Origin of the sequence: Polaromonas sp. AET17H-212 (genome assembly GCF_002379085.1) — a bacterium.
Classification (GTDB): Bacteria; Pseudomonadota; Gammaproteobacteria; order Burkholderiales; family Burkholderiaceae_C; genus Polaromonas.
In genome coordinates this window covers 33,772-50,235 of record NZ_NBZW01000014.1, presented here as the reverse complement: position 1 = coordinate 50,235, position 16,464 = coordinate 33,772, and the positions used below count along the sequence as shown (strand labels likewise).

Annotated in this window: 18 protein-coding genes; 11 read left to right on the top strand and 7 right to left on the bottom strand. The window is 65.6% G+C overall.

Features of this window, described 5'->3' with window-relative positions:
* The first annotated feature begins 80 nt into the window (after positions 1 to 80).
* Complete coding sequence (locus B7G53_RS12455) at positions 81 to 1,796, top strand: DEAD/DEAH box helicase (protein ID WP_096668082.1); 1,716 nt, start codon at positions 81 to 83, stop codon at positions 1,794 to 1,796.
* Positions 1,711 to 2,367, top strand: coding sequence for an NAD-dependent epimerase/dehydratase family protein (locus B7G53_RS12450; protein ID WP_096668080.1), 657 nt, complete (start codon positions 1,711 to 1,713; stop codon positions 2,365 to 2,367). The genes B7G53_RS12455 and B7G53_RS12450 overlap by 86 nt, the downstream gene beginning before the upstream one ends.
* Positions 2,368 to 2,458: 91 nt before the next feature.
* Here the strand turns inward: B7G53_RS12450 and B7G53_RS12445 are convergent, their stop codons facing one another.
* From B7G53_RS12445 to B7G53_RS12415, 7 genes are all read right to left on the bottom strand, one after another.
* Complete coding sequence (locus B7G53_RS12445; protein ID WP_096668078.1) at positions 2,459 to 2,842, bottom strand: hypothetical protein; 384 nt, start codon at positions 2,840 to 2,842, stop codon at positions 2,459 to 2,461.
* A gap of 33 nt (positions 2,843 to 2,875) precedes the next feature.
* Entirely contained in the window at positions 2,876 to 3,388 is a 513-nt protein-coding gene (locus tag B7G53_RS12440) for a gluconokinase (RefSeq protein ID WP_255249995.1), read from the bottom strand.
* Positions 3,389 to 3,413: 25 nt separating this feature from the next.
* On the bottom strand, positions 3,414 to 4,619 hold the full coding sequence (locus B7G53_RS12435) for a mandelate racemase/muconate lactonizing enzyme family protein (RefSeq protein ID WP_096668076.1): 1,206 nt from the start codon (positions 4,617 to 4,619) through the stop codon (positions 3,414 to 3,416).
* 71 nt (positions 4,620 to 4,690) lie between these two features.
* The gene (locus B7G53_RS12430; protein ID WP_096668074.1) at positions 4,691 to 5,695 is read right to left on the bottom strand and encodes a TRAP transporter substrate-binding protein; all 1,005 of its coding nucleotides are present in this window, start codon (positions 5,693 to 5,695) and stop codon (positions 4,691 to 4,693) included.
* 53 nt (positions 5,696 to 5,748) lie between these two features.
* Positions 5,749 to 7,047: a TRAP transporter large permease subunit gene (locus B7G53_RS12425; RefSeq protein ID WP_096668072.1), complete on the bottom strand. Its 1,299-nt coding sequence runs from the start codon at positions 7,045 to 7,047 to the stop codon at positions 5,749 to 5,751.
* Positions 7,044 to 7,607 carry a TRAP transporter small permease gene (locus tag B7G53_RS12420; RefSeq protein ID WP_255249994.1) on the bottom strand — a complete coding sequence of 188 codons (564 nt, stop codon included), beginning with the start codon at positions 7,605 to 7,607 and terminating at the stop codon, positions 7,044 to 7,046. The genes B7G53_RS12425 and B7G53_RS12420 overlap by 4 nt, the downstream gene beginning before the upstream one ends.
* Before the next feature lie 27 nt (positions 7,608 to 7,634).
* On the bottom strand, positions 7,635 to 8,378 hold the full coding sequence (locus B7G53_RS12415; RefSeq protein ID WP_096668068.1) for a FadR/GntR family transcriptional regulator: 744 nt from the start codon (positions 8,376 to 8,378) through the stop codon (positions 7,635 to 7,637).
* An 82-nt stretch (positions 8,379 to 8,460) separates the two neighbouring features.
* Here B7G53_RS12415 and B7G53_RS12410 point away from each other — a divergent pair, with 82 nt between their 5' ends.
* From B7G53_RS12410 to B7G53_RS12370, 9 genes are all read left to right on the top strand, one after another.
* Positions 8,461 to 10,203, top strand: a complete 1,743-nt coding sequence (locus B7G53_RS12410) for an IlvD/Edd family dehydratase (protein ID WP_096668066.1) — start codon at positions 8,461 to 8,463, stop codon at positions 10,201 to 10,203.
* A gap of 15 nt (positions 10,204 to 10,218) precedes the next feature.
* The gene (gene denD / locus B7G53_RS12405; protein ID WP_096668064.1) at positions 10,219 to 11,220 is read left to right on the top strand and encodes a D-erythronate dehydrogenase; all 1,002 of its coding nucleotides are present in this window, start codon (positions 10,219 to 10,221) and stop codon (positions 11,218 to 11,220) included.
* Positions 11,221 to 11,267: 47 nt separating this feature from the next.
* On the top strand, positions 11,268 to 12,170 hold the full coding sequence (locus B7G53_RS12400) for a 2-dehydro-3-deoxygalactonokinase (RefSeq protein WP_096668062.1): 903 nt from the start codon (positions 11,268 to 11,270) through the stop codon (positions 12,168 to 12,170).
* 12 nt (positions 12,171 to 12,182) lie between these two features.
* Complete coding sequence (locus B7G53_RS12395; RefSeq protein ID WP_096668060.1) at positions 12,183 to 12,821, top strand: 2-dehydro-3-deoxy-6-phosphogalactonate aldolase; 639 nt, start codon at positions 12,183 to 12,185, stop codon at positions 12,819 to 12,821.
* Positions 12,818 to 13,612: an SDR family NAD(P)-dependent oxidoreductase gene (locus B7G53_RS12390; protein WP_096668058.1), complete on the top strand. Its 795-nt coding sequence runs from the start codon at positions 12,818 to 12,820 to the stop codon at positions 13,610 to 13,612. The genes B7G53_RS12395 and B7G53_RS12390 overlap by 4 nt, the downstream gene beginning before the upstream one ends.
* Positions 13,613 to 13,736: 124 nt before the next feature.
* Entirely contained in the window at positions 13,737 to 14,174 is a 438-nt protein-coding gene (locus B7G53_RS12385; RefSeq protein ID WP_096668056.1) for a hypothetical protein, read from the top strand.
* A gap of 8 nt (positions 14,175 to 14,182) precedes the next feature.
* Positions 14,183 to 14,644 (top strand): DUF302 domain-containing protein, encoded by a 462-nt coding sequence (locus B7G53_RS12380; RefSeq protein WP_096668054.1) that lies wholly within the window; start codon positions 14,183 to 14,185, stop codon positions 14,642 to 14,644.
* A 12-nt stretch (positions 14,645 to 14,656) separates the two neighbouring features.
* The gene (locus B7G53_RS12375) at positions 14,657 to 14,911 is read left to right on the top strand and encodes an SHOCT domain-containing protein (protein WP_255249993.1); all 255 of its coding nucleotides are present in this window, start codon (positions 14,657 to 14,659) and stop codon (positions 14,909 to 14,911) included.
* A gap of 263 nt (positions 14,912 to 15,174) precedes the next feature.
* Positions 15,175 to 16,425 carry an MgtC/SapB family protein gene (locus B7G53_RS12370; protein WP_096668052.1) on the top strand — a complete coding sequence of 417 codons (1,251 nt, stop codon included), beginning with the start codon at positions 15,175 to 15,177 and terminating at the stop codon, positions 16,423 to 16,425.
* The last annotated feature ends 39 nt before the right edge of the window (positions 16,426 to 16,464 follow it).

Below are 16,464 nucleotides of genomic sequence, written 5' to 3'. Positions count from 1 at the left end.
TTTACCCGTCTGCCTTTCACTGGCGGAGGCTTCAACAGCCCCCGACTGGCCGATCTTTGGCACCTCCGCGTGCACCATCAATGACTTTTGAAAATCTGAACTTGGCTCCGGCCATTCTTAAAGCCGTGCTTGAGCAGGGCTATACCGTTCCCACCCCGATCCAGGCCCAGGCGATCCCTGCCGTGCTGGCAGGCGGCGACCTGCTCGGCGGCGCCCAGACCGGCACCGGCAAAACCGCGGCCTTTGTGCTGCCCATGCTGCAGCGCCTGTCCTCCGAACCATCCCTGAAAAACAAGCGCGGCGTCAACGCCGTGCGCGCCCTGATCATGACCCCGACGCGCGAACTCGCCGCCCAGGTCGAGGAAAGCGTTCGCCTCTATGGCAAATACCTCGAACTCTCCTCCATGGTGATGTTCGGCGGTGTCGGCATGGGCGCGCAGATTGAAAAACTGCGCCGCGGCGTCGACATCCTGGTGGCCACCCCCGGCCGCCTGCTGGACCACGCCAGCCAGGGCACGCTGGACCTGAGCCAGGTGCAGATCCTGGTGCTCGACGAAGCCGACCGCATGCTGGACATGGGCTTCATCCACGACATCAAGAAGGTGCTGGCCCTGGTACCCAAGCAGAAGCAGACGCTACTGTTTTCCGCCACCTTCAGCGACGAGATCCGCGACCTGGCCAACGGCCTGCTGCGCGACCCGCTGCACATCCAGGTGACGCCGCGCAACACCACGGTGCAGCGCATCACGCAGACGATCCACCCGGTCGGCCGCGGCAAGAAAAAAGCGCTGCTCACGCACATCATCAACGAGCACAACTGGAGCCAGGTTCTGGTGTTCACGCGCACCAAGTTCGGCGCCAACAATGTGGCCGAACACCTGACGAAAAACGGCATCCCGGCGATGGCGCTGCATGGCAACAAGAGCCAGACCGCCCGTACCCAGGCGCTGCAGGACTTCAAGAGCGGCAGCATCCGCGCGCTGGTGGCCACCGACATTGCCGCCCGCGGCATCGACATCGACGAGCTGCCCCACGTCGTGAACTATGAAATCCCCAATGTCAGCGAAGACTATGTGCACCGTATCGGCCGCACCGGCCGCGCCGGCAACAGCGGCGAGGCCGTGAGCCTGGTCTGCCTGGACGAGGAAGGCTTCATGCAGGACATCGAGCGTTTCACCAAGCAGAACATCGAAAAAGTCATCGTGCCCGGTTTTGAAGCCGAGCCCGGCGAAAAAGCCGAGCCGCTGGCCATGGGCCGCCAGACCATCTGGGGCGGCCTGGGCAAGCCGCCGAGCCGTGACGTGATGCAGGCCGCCGCCAAGGCCGCCCGCAGCGAAATGATGACGCGCATCCGCGAGAACAAGCCCCAGGCGGGCCGCGGCGCCGGCAATGGCGGCGGCGGCAACGGTGGTGGCAATGGCGGCGGCAACGGTGGCGGACGAGGCCGCAGCGGCGGTGGCGGCAATGGTGGTGGCCGCAGCCAGCCCCAGGGCGGCCAGCCGCGCCAGAACTCGGGTTATTCTTCGCAAGGCGGCCAGCCACAGCAGCAGCAAGCGAGGAACTCCAATGACCAACCCCCACGGCAGCGTGAACCCCAGGAACGCGGCGATGCCCAACCGAGCAGCCATGTCTCTTCCGGCTTCCCCTCCTCCGGCCAGCCCACGGGCGGCAACCGCGGCAACTACCGCGGCGGCGGACGGCCAGCTGGCGGTGGCGGCGGACGCTCGGGTGGCTCTGGTGGCCGGAGCAACGGGTCTGGTCGGTCGGGAAATTCTGGCTCGTTTACTGGCCGATAAAGGCTACTCGGCGGTCCACTGCGTGGGCCGCCGCAACCCTGATCCTGTACACCCCGCACTGGTGGTGCATCTGACCGATTCGCTCCGCGAGTTTTCAGCCCCGCCGGTGGACGATGTCTTCATCGCGCTGGGCACCACCCTCAAGGTGGCGGGCAGCCAGCAGGCGTTCCGGGCGGTCGATTTCGACACCGTCGTGGCCCTGGCCCAGTCGGCGCGTGCCGCCGGCGCAACCCGCCTGGGCATCGTCAGCGCCATGGGCGCCGACGCCCAGTCCCCCGTTTTTTACAACCGCGTCAAGGGCGAGATGGAAGAGGCTGTCAGCCAGCTCGGCTACGACAGCGTGGTGTTCGCACGCCCCTCGCTTCTGGCGGGCGACCGCGCGGCCCTGGCACAGGCCAGCCGACCTGGCGAACAGCTCGCCCTGGTCGCCATGCGCCTGTTCAAGCCGCTGATCCCGCGCAACTACCGCGTGGTTGCAGCAGCCGACGTCGCCGCGGCCCTGGTGAAAGCCGTCCAAGCCGGCCAGCCGGGACGCCGCGTGCTGCTCTCGGGTGAGCTGCAGCCCGCCTGACAATTCACAGCCTTTTTGGCCTCCAGCCCTTTAGATACGGGCGCATATAGCTATCTATTCAATAGCATTTGATCCCCTGTCCGTGCGGCTTTCAGCCCTGCACAAACAGCGTCACCAGCGGGTCCGGCCCGACCTGGCGGCTCCAGTGGCCGTGGATGGCCGCATCAAACTTGGCACCCGGTGGCAACAGATCGGCCGAATAAAAATGGTCCCCGGGCTTGAACACGCGCGATGTGCCATCCTGCAGGCCAATTTCCATCTGGCCGCCAAGAATGACCACCCATTGCGGTGTCACCGTGCAATGAAACTGGCTGCGAAACCCCACCGGGCTGTGGCGCAGTTGGTAGCCGGTCGACGGCAACAAGGGCGAGAGCAGCGCTTGTGGCGACCCTTCGGTCAGCGCCAGCGGCTCTTCGCGGAATCCGGCGCGGCCATCGGGGCCGGTGTAAAGCGTGGTTTTGGTGAAAACAGTCATGGCACATCCGTGAAAAGTAAATAAAGGGTGGGCTCAGGCACCGGGGTTTTGCCGCCAGGCCAGCACGGCGGCCACGATGTCTTCGGGCCGGCTCGCTAGGTCGAAGCTTTGTGCATTTTCCTCCGGGCCGGGCGCTTCCAGCGTGCTGAGCTGGCTGGCCAGCAGCGACAGCGGCATGTAGTGGCCGGTTCGCGCGGCCATGCGCGCCGCGAGCAAGGGATAGTCGCCCTGCAGATGGAGAAAACGGGCGTCGGGCGCACCGCGCCGCAGGATGTCGCGGTAGGCCCGCTTGAGCGCGGAGCACGACAGCACCAGACCCCGCCCGCCCGCCTGCGCCTGCTGCAGCCGCCCGGCCAGCGTTTGCAACCAGCCCTCGCGGTCCGCGTCGCTCAGCGCCACCCCGGCGGCCATGCGCGCCACGTTGGCCGCGGGATGCAGGCTGTCGCCCTCCAGAAACTCCAGGCCCAGGGCGGCCGCCAGCTGGGCGCCCACGGTGCTTTTGCCGCAGCCGCTGACGCCCATGACCACAAAAATATCGGAACCCATCTGCGTCATCTTCGACCTTGCACGCCTAGGCCGACCAGCGCACCGTGGCGTCGGCGCGTAGGTGCAGGTCGGGCAGCAGCTCCAGCCCCAGCCCGGGCTTGCCGTTCAGGCTGAGCATGCCTTGGGTCACCGTGGGCAACTCGGTCACGAGTTCCTTGTACCAGCCGGTGTAGAACGCGCGCACGCTTTCCTGGATCAGGGCATTGGGCGCGTGCAGGGACAGGTGGCTGGACGCCGCCCAGACCACCGGCCCGGTGCAGTCGTGCGGCGCCACCGGCAGTTGCCAGGCATCGGCCATGGCCGCGATCTTGCGCGCCTCGGTCAGGCCGCCGCACCAGCTCAGGTCCAGCATGGCGACCCCGGCCACACCGGTCTGCAGGTAGTCCTTGAAGCCCCACTTGTAGCTGAGCGTTTCGCTCGCGCAGATCAGCGCGTCACAGTCTTTTGAATATTGCTTGAGCAGGTCCAGCGAATCCATGCGGATCGCATCCTCGTGCCAGAAGGTATTGAAGGGCTTGAGCGCGCGCGCAATTTTCTGCGCCATCGGCAGCCGCCACAGGCTGTGGAACTCCACCATGATGTCCATCTGCTCGCCGACCGCGGAGCGGATCTTGCGAAACGGCTCCAGCGCGAGGTCCAGGTCCGCGTTGCTGATGTATTGCCCGTCGCTTTTTTCGGCTGCCGGATCGAAGGGCCAGATCTTCATGGCCGTCACGCCTTCAGACAGCAGCGATTCGGCCAGTTCATCGGCCCGGTGCAAAAAGCCTTCGAGGTCCTCATAAGGTCCGGCGTTGGACTTTTTGGCGTCGCCTATGCCCCAGTTGGCGCTGCTCTGGTTGACGGTGCTGCGCACGTACTGGTAGCCCGCGCAGGTGTTGTAGATGCGTATGCTGTCGCGGCTCTTGCCGCCCAGCGCGGTGTACAGCGGCATGTTGGCCGCCTTGCCGAAAATGTCCCACAGCGCGATGTCGATGGCCGAGTTGCCGCGCGTTTCCACGCCGGAGCCGCGCCAGCCGAGGTAACCGGTGATGTCCTTGTTGCGCGCCTCGATGGCCAGCGGGTCCTTGCCCAGCAGCTTGGGACCGGCCCATTCGTGGACGTAGGCTTCCACGGCCGCGGCCCCCATGAAGGTTTCGCCGAGGCCGACCAGGCCTTCGTCGGTGTGGATGCGGACCCAGATGATGTTGGGAAACTCGCCCAGGCGCAGGGTTTCGACTTTGGTGATTTTCAATTCATGCTCCGTAAAAAAGGCCGCGAGGGTTACCCCTTGCGGCCTTGCAACGACTCCGGCAAGAAAGCCGCTTAGCCGCCGCGCGCCTTCTTCAGCGCATCCATCACCATCTTGACGGGTTCAGCGCCTATGGTCGGAATGTTTTTGTCATAGACAGGCTTGACCTTGTCGAACATGCGTTTCTGTTCGGCCGCACTCACTTCGTTGACCTGCATCCCTTTGGCCTTGAGGCTGGCCAGGGACTTTTCATTGAGCGCACGGTTGGCAGCGCGCTGGACCTTCTGGCCCTCCATCGCCGCTTCACGCAGCACCGCCTGCTCCTGGGGGTTCAGCTGGTCCCACAGTTTCTTGCTGTACAGCACCAGGAAGGGGGTGTAGGCGTGACGCGTGACGCTCAGGTACTTCTGCACTTCATTGAACTTGGACGTTTCAATGGTCACGAAGGGGTTTTCCTGGCCGTCGATGGTCTTGGTTTCCAGCGCGGTGAACACCTCGCCAAACGCCATGGGCACGGCGTTGGTCCCCAGGGTCTTGAAGGTGTCGATGAAAATGTTGTTCTGCATCACACGGACCTTGACGCCGTCAAAATCTTCCGCCCGGGCGACCGGCCGCTTGCTGTTGGTCAGGTTGCGGAAACCGTTTTCCCAGTAGGCCAAATTGATCAGGCCGGCTTCTTCCAGCTTCTTGTTGAAGTAGGCGCCAGCCGGGCCGTCGAGCACGGCGTCGGCTTCCTTTTCATTGGCAAACAGGAAAGGCAGATCGAAGGCGCCGAGTTCCTTGACGATGCCCACCAGCGGCGAGCTCGAGGTGCACACCATCTCCTGCGTGCCGGCGCGCAGCGCCTGAGTGGCCGGCAGGTCGCCGCCCGCGGCGCCGCCCCAGAAGGCATTGATTTTCATCTTGCCGCCGGTCTTGGCGGCCAGCACTTCCTGCATCTTCTTGACGCCGACGCCGACCGGGTGGTCTTCGTTGACGCCGTTGGTGAACTTGATCGTGCGGTCGGCAAACTGCGCGAAGCTCGAAGTGGCCACCAGCAAGGCGGCGGCGGCCAGGGCCAGGGTTCTACGTTTGAACATGGTTGTCTCCTTTTATAAAAACGACAGGGTTGAAAAAAAACGACGGGGAGCCCTCATCGCATCCACCATTTGAGTGGCTCGGTGACGATGGAGGGAAAAAGCACCAGCAGAAAAAGCACGGCCAGTTGCGCCATGAGGAAAGGCAGCACGCCCTTGAAGGCCTCGTCCATGCTGATCTTGGCGACGCCACAGACCACATTGAGCACGGTGCCCACCGGCGGCGTGATCAGGCCAATGGCATTGTTCATGATGAACATGATGCCGAAATACACCGGGTCGATGCCGGCCTTGAGCACCAGGGGCATCAGCACCGGCGTGAGGATCAGCACCGTCGGCGTGAAATCCAGCGCGGTACCGACAATCACGATGAGCACCATCATGATGAACATCAGCAGCATCTTGTTGCCCATGAAAGGCGCCATCATGTTGGCGACTTCGGTGGGGATGTTGGCGACCGTGATCAGCCAGGCGCTGACCATGGCCGCGGCCACCAGGAACATCACCACCGCGGTGGTCTTGCCGGCGGCCAGGATCAGGCCGTACAACTCGGACCACTTGAGCTCGCGGTAGATGAACATGCCGACGACAAAGCTGTAAACGGCGGCCACCACGGCGGCCTCGGTCGGGGTGAAGATACCGAACTTCATGCCGCCAATGATGACGATGGGCAGGGTCAGCGCGAAGCCGCCCTGGGCCGTGATGCGCAGGCGCTCCGGCATGGGCAATTTGGGCGCTGCGGGAACGTTTTCCTTCCTGGCCACCCACCACCAGGTGAGCCCGATCGCCACGCCCATCAGGATGCCGGGCACGATGCCAGCCAAAAACAGCTTGGTGATGGAGACGTTGCCGGCCACACCGAAAATGATCAGGCCGATCGACGGCGGTATCACCGGCGCAATGATGCCGCCAGACGCAATCAGCCCCGAGGCCCGGCCCACGTTGTAACCGGCCGCCCGCATCATGGGAATCAGCAGCGCGGCCAGCGCGGCGGTGTCGGCAATCGCCGAGCCCGACAGCGAGGCCATGATGACCGCGGCAATCACCGTGACGTAACCGAGGCCGCCGCGAAAATGCCCGACCCAGGCCATCGCCAGGTTGACAATGCGGCGGCTGATGCCGCCGGCATTCATGAACTCACCGGCCAGCAGGAAAAACGGCACCGCCAGCAGCGGAAAGTTGTCGGCACCGTCGACAAAACGCTGGGCCAGGATCTGGCTGTCGAAAGTGACGAGGCCGCTGGTGGCGGCCAGGAAAGCCATCAGCGTGACACCACAGACCAGCAGTGCATAGGCGATCGGCATGCCGATGGCCATGGCGGCCAGCAGGCTGAGGATAAAAACGCTGACGGTCATGCCTTGCTTCCCTGAATTTGTTTTTCGACGTCGGCCAGGCCTTCGGTTTCGATCACCTGGACCAGCTCTTCCTCGCTGATGCGCCCCGTCACCAGCCGGAACAGCACGTTGAGATTGATCATGCCCATCACCACACTGACGACGTAACCGATGCCGTAGATCCAGATCATGGAAATGCCGACCACCGGCGAAACATTGGTGACCTGCAGTTCATGCATCTCGAAAGTGCCCATGAAAAAGAGCACATTGCAGAACAACATCAGTGCTTCGCTCAGGAAGAGGCAAACTTTTTTGCCCAGCACCGGCAGGTGCTTGATCAAGGTATCCACCCCCAGGTGCCCGCCTTCGTGCATGGCCAGCATCGCGCCGATGTAGGTCAGCCAGATGAAGAAGTACCGAGACATTTCGTCGGAAACGGAAATGCCGGAATTGAAGGCGTAACGCAGCACCACGTTGCCGAACACCATGATGACCATGGCCACCATGCAGACGACCACCAGCAGCTCCAGGAACTTGAAGAACCAGTGAACCGCCGCATCCATTGTTTTTTGCAAATTCATCTTTCGCCTGTTGTTTGATGGGATGGCTCAGGCCGCCTTGAGTTGCCGTGCGGGGCTGCTCAGGACGGGCAGGCGGCGGCGCGAGGCCAGCACCTCTTCAATGTCTTCCTTGGCGCCGTCGATCAGCACGCGGATCGCGCGCTCGGCCTCGTCGGGCTGGTGGGCGATCACCGCGTCCAGCACGGCACGGTGCAGCGGCAGGGAGTGGCTCGGGCCGTCCTTGCGACGTGTGGAAATTTCAAAGCTGGTGCGCAGCAGCGCCCCCAGCGCCTTGCTCATCTGCACCAGCATGCGGTTGCGGCTGGCGCGTAGCAGGCCCTGGTGGAAACGCAGGTCGTGCGTGACATAGTCGCCGCCTTCCTCGACCGCATGTTTCATGCCGGCGTAAGCGGCCTCGACCTCGGCAATGTCCTGCGCCGTGGCGCGCTCCGCCGCCAGACGCATCGCGGCCGGCTCCACCACGCGGCGCAGGTCCTGCAGGTCGCGCAAGAATTCAGGGGTGAGACCCGCCTTGGACTGCCAGATGATGACGTCGGGGTCGAACCAGTTCCAGTGGTCCTCCGACAACACGCGGGTGCCCACCTTGGGCCCGGTGGTCATCAGGCCCTTGGCGATCAGTGATTTGACCGCCTCGCGCACCACCGTGCGGCTGACACCGAGTTCCTGGCACAACACCGGCTCGGGCGGAATCGACGCGCCCACGGCATACCGGCCCGCAACAATGGCTTCGCCAAGGTGGTCAACCGTATTGCCGTGAACGTTTTTGATCATTGCCGCCTGTTTAATGGTTATTACTAGGATTCGCGGCGCAATGGTATGACGATAATATGTTTATCAATTAAGGATTTTCCCTATGACCGACCCCAAGACCCCCCGGAAGAAACCCGAAGAGCTACGCAGCCAGCAATGGTTTGGCCGCCAGGACCGCGACGGTTTCGCCTACCGCAGCTGGGTCAAGGGCAAGGGTGTGCCGCATGACCAGTTCGACGGCAGGCCCGTCATCGGCATCTGCAACACCTTCAGCGAACTGACGCCCTGCAATTCCCATTTCCGCACGATTGCCGAGCAGGTGAAGATCGGCGTGTACGAGGCCGGCGGCTTCCCGCTCGAGTTCCCCGTCATGTCGCTCGGCGAAACCCTGCTGCGCCCGACCGCCATGCTGTACCGCAACCTCGCCAGCATGGACGTGGAGGAAAGCATTCGCGGCAACCCGATCGACGGCGTGGTGCTCTTGATGGGCTGCGACAAGACCACGCCTTCGCTGGTCATGGGTGCGGCCAGCGTGGACCTGCCGACCGTGGGCGTCAGCGGCGGCCCCATGCTCAGCGGCAAATGGCGCGGCCAGGAGCTCGGCTCGGGCACCGGTGTCTGGAGCATGAGCGAGCAGGTGCGCGCGGGCACACTCAAGCTCGCCGACTTTTTTGAAGCTGAAAGCTGCATGCACCGCAGCCACGGCCACTGCATGACCATGGGAACGGCCAGCACCATGGCCAGCATGGTCGAGGCGCTGGGCATCGGCCTGCCGGGCAACGCGGCCTACCCGGCCGTCGATGGCCGGCGCAATGTGCTGGCGCGCATGGCCGGGCGCCGCGCGGTCGAGATGGTGCATGAGGATCTGACACTCTCGAAAATCCTGACCCGCGAGGCCTTCGAAAACGCCATCAAGACCTTGGCTGCAATTGGCGGCTCCACCAACGCGGTGATCCACCTGATTGCGATGGCCGGCCGCATCGGCGTGAAACTCACGGTGGACGACTTTGACCGCCTGGCGAGTGAGTTGCCCTGCCTGGTCAACCTGCAGCCTTCCGGCAAGTTCCTGATGGAAGACTTCTGTTACGCCGGCGGCCTGCCGGTGGTGATGAAGGAAATTGCGCAGCACCTGCACCTGGGCGCCATCACCGCCAACGGGCAAACCATAGGCGCCAACATCGCCGACGCGCAAAACTACAACACCGAAGTGATCATGCCGCTGGCCACGCCGTTCAAGGACAAGGCCGGCATTGCCGTGCTGCGCGGCAACCTGTCGCCGCGCGGCGCGGTCATCAAGCCGAGTGCGGCGACGCCCGCGCTGATGGTGCACACCGGGCGCGCGGTGGTGTTTGAAAACATCGAGGACTTCCACGCACGCATCGACGACGAGGACCTCGACATCGACGAGACCTGTGTCATGGTGCTGAAAAACTGCGGCCCGAAAGGTTACCCCGGCATGGCCGAGGTCGGCAACATGCCGCTGCCGCCCAAGGTGCTGCGCAAGGGCATCACCGACATGGTGCGCATCAGCGACGCCCGCATGAGCGGCACCGCCTACGGCACCGTGGTGCTGCACACCGCGCCGGAAGCGGCCGCCGGCGGCCCGCTGGCGATTGTGCAGAACGGCGACCTGATCGAGCTCAACGTGCCGCTGCGCAAGCTGCATCTGCACATCAGCGACGAGGAGCTAGCGCGCCGCCTGGCCGGATGGACCGCACCGCCGCCGCCGCTGTCCTCGGGTTACTGGAAGCTGTATGTCGACCATGTGCTGCAGGCCGACGAGGGCGTGGACCTGGACTTCCTGGTCGGCAAACGCGGCTCCTTCGTGCCGCGCGACAACCACTGATTTACAAGGCTTGACATGAAATTACTCATCACAGGGGGCGCCGGCTTTGTCGGCGCCAGGCTGGCCCGCACCATTCTCAAGAAAGACCGGCTCGACGGCCAGACCATTGACGAACTGCACATTGCCGACATGTTTGCACCACCCGCCGATCTGGCGGCCGACAAGCGGGTGCGGGTGCACACCGGCCCGCTGCTCAATCAGGCCGAGCTGTTTGCCAGCGGCTTCGACGCCGTGTTCCACCTGGCCTCGGCCGTGTCAGGCGAGTGCGAGCTCGACTTCGACCTGGGCCTGCGCTCCAACCTCGACAGCACCCGCCTTCTGCTCGACGGCCTGCGAAAGGCCGGTAATGCCCCGCGGCTGGTGTTCGCCAGTTCGGTGGCGGTCTTCGGCCCGGACGCATCCAACCCGCTGCCCGACCTCGTGAGCGACCACACGCTGCCGTCGCCGCAGACCTCCTACGGCATGCACAAGCTGGTGTGTGAACACCTGATTGCCGACTACACCCGCAAGGGTTTTGTCGATGGCCGCTCGGCGCGCCTGATGACGGTCACCGTGCGCCCAGGCAAACCCAACGGCGCGGCGTCCTCGTTTTTCAGCGGCATCATCCGCGAACCCCTGGCCGGCGAGGAAACCACCTGCCCGGTGGATGCCAGCGTCACACACCCGGTGTCCTCGCCGTCGAACACGGTGCACGGCCTGATCACCGTGTTCGAGGCCAGCCAGCAAGCCATGGGCGGTCGCCTGGCACTGAACCTGCCTGGTCTGAATGTCAGCGTCGGCGAGATGCTGCAGGCCCTGGAAGAGGTCGCCGGCCCCGCGGTCCGCCGGCGGGTGCGCTTCGAGCGCGACGAACGCATCGCCGGCATCGTGGCCAACTGGGCACGCGGTGCCAGCGCCGATCGGGCGCATGCGCTGGGCCTGAAGCCCGATGCGTCCTTCAAGGCCATCATTGAACAGTACATCGAGGATTGCCGCAGCCCCGCCTACCCGGCCGGTGCCCTGCTGGGCATGTCCTGAACCATGCGCACCGGCAGGCCTGACGCCGCGCCCTGCACCCAGCCCGTATGAACGGCCGCCGGTTGCTGGCGGTCGACTGGGGCACCTCGTCGCTGCGCGGGGCGCTGGTCGGGCCCGAGGGCCAGGTGCTGGCAGAACGCGCCCTGGCGCGCGGCATCCTCAGCGTGGCGGCAGGCGACTTTCCGGCGGTTTTTGACAACGCGTTTGGCGACTGGATGACGGCCGGCACCTTGTGCCTGATCTCGGGCATGGCCGGCAGCCAGCAGGGCTGGCGGGAAGCGCCCTACTGCGCCTGTCCAGCCGGCTTCAGCGACATTGCCGCCCGGCTTGAATGGCTGGAGCCGGGCCGCATCGCCATCGTGCCCGGCCTCAGCATCGGCACCAACGGCGTTCCCGATGTCATGCGCGGCGAGGAAACGCAGATCGTCGGTGCCCTGCTGCTGCTGGGCCTCACCGATGCGCGCCTGGTGCTGCCGGGGACCCACAGCAAATGGGTCACGGTCGCCGGCGGCCGCATCACGGACTTTTCGACCTGGATGACCGGCGAGTTTTACGCCCTGCTGCGCCAGCACTCGATTCTGGCGCGCACACTGCCTGCGGAGGAGCCGCCGGCTGACACAGCCGCCTTCGGGCAAGGCGTGACCCGCGCGCTGGCCGGCCCCGGCCTGCTGCACACGGCCTTCAGCACGCGCACGCTGTCGCTGTTCCAGCGCATGGCGCCTGAGGCCCTGCCCAGCTACCTGTCGGGGCTGGTCATCGGCGAAGAACTCAAAGCCCAGAACCTGCAGCGCGGCGATGCAGTGGTGCTCATGGGTGCAGAGGCGCTGACCGCGCGTTATGAACAGGCGCTGGCGCAGCTGGGCGTGACGGTCAGTCGCGTGGGCGCCAGTGCCACCTGGCGCGGCCTGCGTGCCATTGCCGACACCTTGCCTGCCCCCTCTCTTCCATGAACCCATGACCCCATGAACGCTTCCCCAAAATTTGCCGCCGCCCTGCAGACCCTGCCGCTGGTCGCCATCCTGCGCGGCCTGCGTCCCGCCGAGGCCGTGCCGGTGGGCCAGGCGCTGCTGTCCACCGGCTGGACGCTGATCGAGGTCCCGCTCAATTCTCCGCAACCGCTCGACAGCATTGCGGCCCTGGCCGCCGCCTGTCCCCAGGCCCTGGTCGGCGCCGGCACGGTGCTGAGCGTGGAGGATGTTCGTAATGTGCAGGCGGCGGGCGGCCAGCTCATCGTGTCGCCCAACTTCAACCCGGCCGTCGTGCGCGAAGCCGTGCGGCTGGGCCTGGTCTGCCTGCCCGGCGTGATGACGGCCAGCGAAGCCTTTGCCGCGCTGGAGTGCGGCGCCACCGGCCTGAAAATTTTCCCGGCGGAGATGATCACCCCCGCCGTGCTGAAAGCGCTGCGCGCCGTGTTGCCGGCCGCCACCCGGGTGTTGCCGGTGGGCGGCATCACGCCGGACAACATGGCGGCTTATTTCGCGGCCGGCGCCAGCGGCTTCGGCATCGGCTCGGCGCTCTACAAGCCCGGCATGGCGGCCGCGGAAGTTGCTGAAAACGCTACCAAATTCATAGCTGCCTGCGCTGGTAATATCGCGGCATGAGCACACTTTCACCCACATCTTCCGCAGGCATTTCATTCGGGCTGTCGGGCCGCGTCTGCCTGGTCACGGGCGGCGCCCAGGGCATCGGCGAGGCCTGCATACGGCGCTTTGCGCGCGAGGGAGCCCAGGTCGTCATTGCCGACATTGACAACAGCCGCGGCGCGGCACTGGCCAGCGAACTCGGCGGCCTGTACGTGCACTGCGACGTCGGCGACAAGGCCCAGGTCGACGCGCTGGTGGCACAAACCATGGCCGCGCACGGCCGCATCGACGTGCTGGTCAACAACGCCGGTATTTTCAGGGCCGCCGATTTTCTGGAGGTCACCGAGGCCGACTTCGACGCCGTGCTGCGCATCAACCTCAAGGGCTCGTTCCTGGTGGGCCAGGCCGTGGCGCGCGTGATGGCCGGCGCGGGCAAGGGCAGCATCATCAACATGAGTTCGGTCAACGCCGTGCTGACCATTCCGACCATTGCCAGCTACAACGTCAGCAAGGGTGGCATCAACCAGCTCACCCGCGTGATGGCGCTGGCGCTGGCCGACAAGGGTGTACGCGTGAACGCGGTCGCGCCCGGCACCATTGCCACCGAGCTGGCCGCCAAAGCGGTGCTGACCAGCCCCGAGGCCACGGCCCGCATCATGAGCCGCACGCCGATGAAACGCCTGGGCCAACCCTCAGAGATCGCCGACACCGTGGCCTACCTGGCCAGCGATGCGGCGAGTTACATCACCGGCGAGATCGTGGTGGTCGACGGTGGGCGCATGACCCTGAATTACACCGTGGCGGTCTAGAAGCCCGGCCAGGGTCCGGGAGAGCTTCCCGCTTCCCGTTGACATAGATCATGGAAGCGCGCAGGGGAATTGCCAAAAAATGACCAGATTCAATAGACTTGCAGCTCACCTTCTGGAGTTCGCCATGATGTCATTTCGTCTGGTTTCGATCATCGCAGTCACCGCTGCATTGGGCTTGACCGGTTGCGCCCAAACACGCTACGGTCACATGGCTTCAGCAACGGGCCAAGCCATGCCCATGGCCGGTCCCGGCAGCCCCATGGCGCGCATGGACGACCACATGATGGCCATGCGTGCCATGCATGACAGAGTGTCGCGCGCCAGGACGCCCGAGGAGCGCAATGCCCTGATGGCCGAGCAGCAAAAACTCATGCAGGAAGGCATGGGCATGATGGGTGGCATGGGTCCCGGCGCCATGGGAGGCATGATGGGTCCCGGCCCGGGCCCCATGGCCGGCGACCCGGCGGCACGCCAGCAATGGATGGAAAAACGCATGGAGATGATGCAGTCCATGATGCAGATGATGATGGACCGGCTGCCCCCGCCGCCGGCCAAACCCTGAAAGAAACCATGACCCCCAGCACCACGTCCTCCGCCGCGTCCTCCGCCGGCGCCGCTTACGGCTTTTATTGCAAACCGGACGACAATAGCTTTGCCCATGTGGTGACCCGTGCGACCGAGGCTCTCAAGGCCGAAGGCTTCGGCGTGCTGACCGACATCGACGTGCAGGCGACCATGAAAACCAAGCTGGGCGTCGATGTGCGGCCCTACCGCATCCTGGGTGCCTGCAATCCGCCGCTGGCGCATCGCGCCCTGACGGCCCAGCCCGACATCGGGCTGCTGCTTCCCTGCAACGTGATCGTGCGTGAAGATGACGACGGCAGCTTCACCGTGGGCTTCATGGACCCGGTGGCAGTGATGCAGATGACCGACGACCCCGAGGTGGCCCGGGTGGCCGACGAGGTGCGCAGCCGCCTCCAGCGGGTCCGCTCGGCGCTGATGGCGGCACCCGGCGGCGCCGCGAAAACCTGAGAAGGTCAGCGCATGTACAGCCTGTTTGACGGCAGTGGCTACATGATGGGCATGCATGGGCTGGGATGGCTGGGGCTGTTGGTTCTGCTGGTCCTTCTCGTCGGGGTTTTTCTTTCCGGCCAGGGCCGTTACATGGACCGCGGAGGTGACCGGCGCGAAACGCCGCAGGAGGTGTTGCGCAGGCGACTGGCCAGTGGCGACATCACCGTGGCGGAGTATGAAGAGCGCAAGGCCCTGCTCGATCGCGACAGCAGCCGGTCCGCCTGAAGCACGATCCGGCTGTCCACCCCCTCCCGCGAAGCGCGGCCGAGATCTGCGAACGCGCCGCGGGCCTGCTCTACCCCTTCACCGGCCGGCTGCTGTCGCCGGCGATCGCAGCCCTGCCGATGAGCCTGAGCGCGGTGTCCGCCATCGGCAACACGCTGCGGCTGCGCAAGGCGCGGTTGGCTGCCTCTGCTTGATGGGTCTGCCCGCAACCCTCTCCGCGTTTCCGGCAGAGCCGGGCGCACGCGCGCCCTTACACTGCCGCCATGCCGTCCTTGCCTGATTTTTCCACCCTGCTGGGCCTCAGCGTGGCGTTGGGCATTGGCCTGCTGGTCGGCGCTGAGCGCGAACGCCGCAAAGGCAGCGGGCCGACGCGCGGCGCGGCCGGCATACGCACTTTTGCAGTGACCTCGGTGCTGGGCGCCGTCGGGGTGTTGCTGGGCGGCGGCCTGTTGCTGGGGGTGGTCGCCCTGGTCACAGGCGCACTGGCCGTCGTGGCCTACCAGCGCACCCGGGAAAAAGACCCGGGCATGACCACCGAGATCGCCCTGCTGCTGACTTGCCTGCTGGGCGGGCTGGCGATGCGCAACCCGGCCCTGGCAGCCGGTGTGGGCGCGGCGCTGGCGGCGCTGCTGGCGGCACGCAACCGCCTTCACCATTTCGTGCGCAGCGTGCTGACCGAGCGCGAGCTGCACGACGCCCTGCTGTTTTCAGCGGCGGCCCTGATCGCCCTGCCGCTGGCCCCGGACCGCTTCCTGGGCCCCTTCGGCGCCATCAATCCCCATGCCATCACCCAGCTGGTCGTGCTGGTGATGGCTGTCAGCGCGCTGGGCTACGTGGCGACGCGCGCACTGGGTCCGCGTTACGGCCTGCCGCTGGCCGGGTTCGCGGCGGGTTTCATCTCGAGCACGGCCACCATTCATGCCATGGGCACACGCGCGGCCGGATCGGGCCCCCAGGCGGACGGGGCCATCGCCGGTGCGGTGCTCTCCAGCCTGGCCACCATGGTGCAGCTGGCGGTCGTGGTGGCGGCGGTGCAGCCGGCACTGCTGGACCCGCTGAGGTGGCCGCTGGTTCTCGGCAGTCTGGCGGCCTGCGCCTACAGCCTGCTGTTCTTTCCGCGCGGCGCACCGGCGGCCGGCCATCCGGACAAGCCGGACCTGGGCCGGGCCTTCGACCTCAAGACCGCGCTGGCGTTTGCCGCCATCGTCAGCGTCGTGCTGCTGCTGTCGGCAGCGCTCAGCGCCTGGCTGGGCGAACGCGGTACCCTGCTGGCGGCCGCAGTCACCGGTCTGGTCGATGCCCATGCGACCGCCGCCTCGGTCGCCTCGCTGGTCGCGGCCGGCAAGCTGCCGGCGGACGCCGCGCTGTGGCCCATCCTCGCCGGCCTGAGCACCAACGCGCTGATGAAGGCCGTTGTGGCCTTCCACGCCGGCGGTACCGCCTACGCGGCGCGTATCGTGCCGGGGCTGGTGCTGGTCATCGCTGCGGTCTGGCTGGGCGTGTGGCTGGGCTGAATGGAACAACGACGCCCTGCCGGGCCTGACCACTGGATG

Coding starts and splice junctions, on each gene's coding strand:
- B7G53_RS12420 (WP_255249994.1), bottom strand. CDS start 7,607: ATGAATTTGCAAAAAACAATGGATGCGGCGGTTCACTGGTTCTTCAAG.
- B7G53_RS12390 (WP_096668058.1), top strand. CDS start 12,818: ATGAGCACACTTTCACCCACATCTTCCGCAGGCATTTCATTCGGGCTG.
- B7G53_RS12370 (WP_096668052.1), top strand. CDS start 15,175: ATGCCGTCCTTGCCTGATTTTTCCACCCTGCTGGGCCTCAGCGTGGCG.
- denD (WP_096668064.1), top strand. CDS start 10,219: ATGAAATTACTCATCACAGGGGGCGCCGGCTTTGTCGGCGCCAGGCTG.
- B7G53_RS12385 (WP_096668056.1), top strand. CDS start 13,737: ATGATGTCATTTCGTCTGGTTTCGATCATCGCAGTCACCGCTGCATTG.
- B7G53_RS12455 (WP_096668082.1), top strand. CDS start 81: ATGACTTTTGAAAATCTGAACTTGGCTCCGGCCATTCTTAAAGCCGTG.
- B7G53_RS12430 (WP_096668074.1), bottom strand. CDS start 5,695: ATGTTCAAACGTAGAACCCTGGCCCTGGCCGCCGCCGCCTTGCTGGTG.
- B7G53_RS12445 (WP_096668078.1), bottom strand. CDS start 2,842: ATGACTGTTTTCACCAAAACCACGCTTTACACCGGCCCCGATGGCCGC.
- B7G53_RS12440 (WP_255249995.1), bottom strand. CDS start 3,388: ATGGGTTCCGATATTTTTGTGGTCATGGGCGTCAGCGGCTGCGGCAAA.
- B7G53_RS12395 (WP_096668060.1), top strand. CDS start 12,183: ATGAACGCTTCCCCAAAATTTGCCGCCGCCCTGCAGACCCTGCCGCTG.
- B7G53_RS12400 (WP_096668062.1), top strand. CDS start 11,268: ATGAACGGCCGCCGGTTGCTGGCGGTCGACTGGGGCACCTCGTCGCTG.
- B7G53_RS12425 (WP_096668072.1), bottom strand. CDS start 7,047: ATGACCGTCAGCGTTTTTATCCTCAGCCTGCTGGCCGCCATGGCCATC.
- B7G53_RS12375 (WP_255249993.1), top strand. CDS start 14,657: ATGTACAGCCTGTTTGACGGCAGTGGCTACATGATGGGCATGCATGGG.
- B7G53_RS12415 (WP_096668068.1), bottom strand. CDS start 8,378: ATGATCAAAAACGTTCACGGCAATACGGTTGACCACCTTGGCGAAGCC.
- B7G53_RS12410 (WP_096668066.1), top strand. CDS start 8,461: ATGACCGACCCCAAGACCCCCCGGAAGAAACCCGAAGAGCTACGCAGC.
- B7G53_RS12380 (WP_096668054.1), top strand. CDS start 14,183: ATGACCCCCAGCACCACGTCCTCCGCCGCGTCCTCCGCCGGCGCCGCT.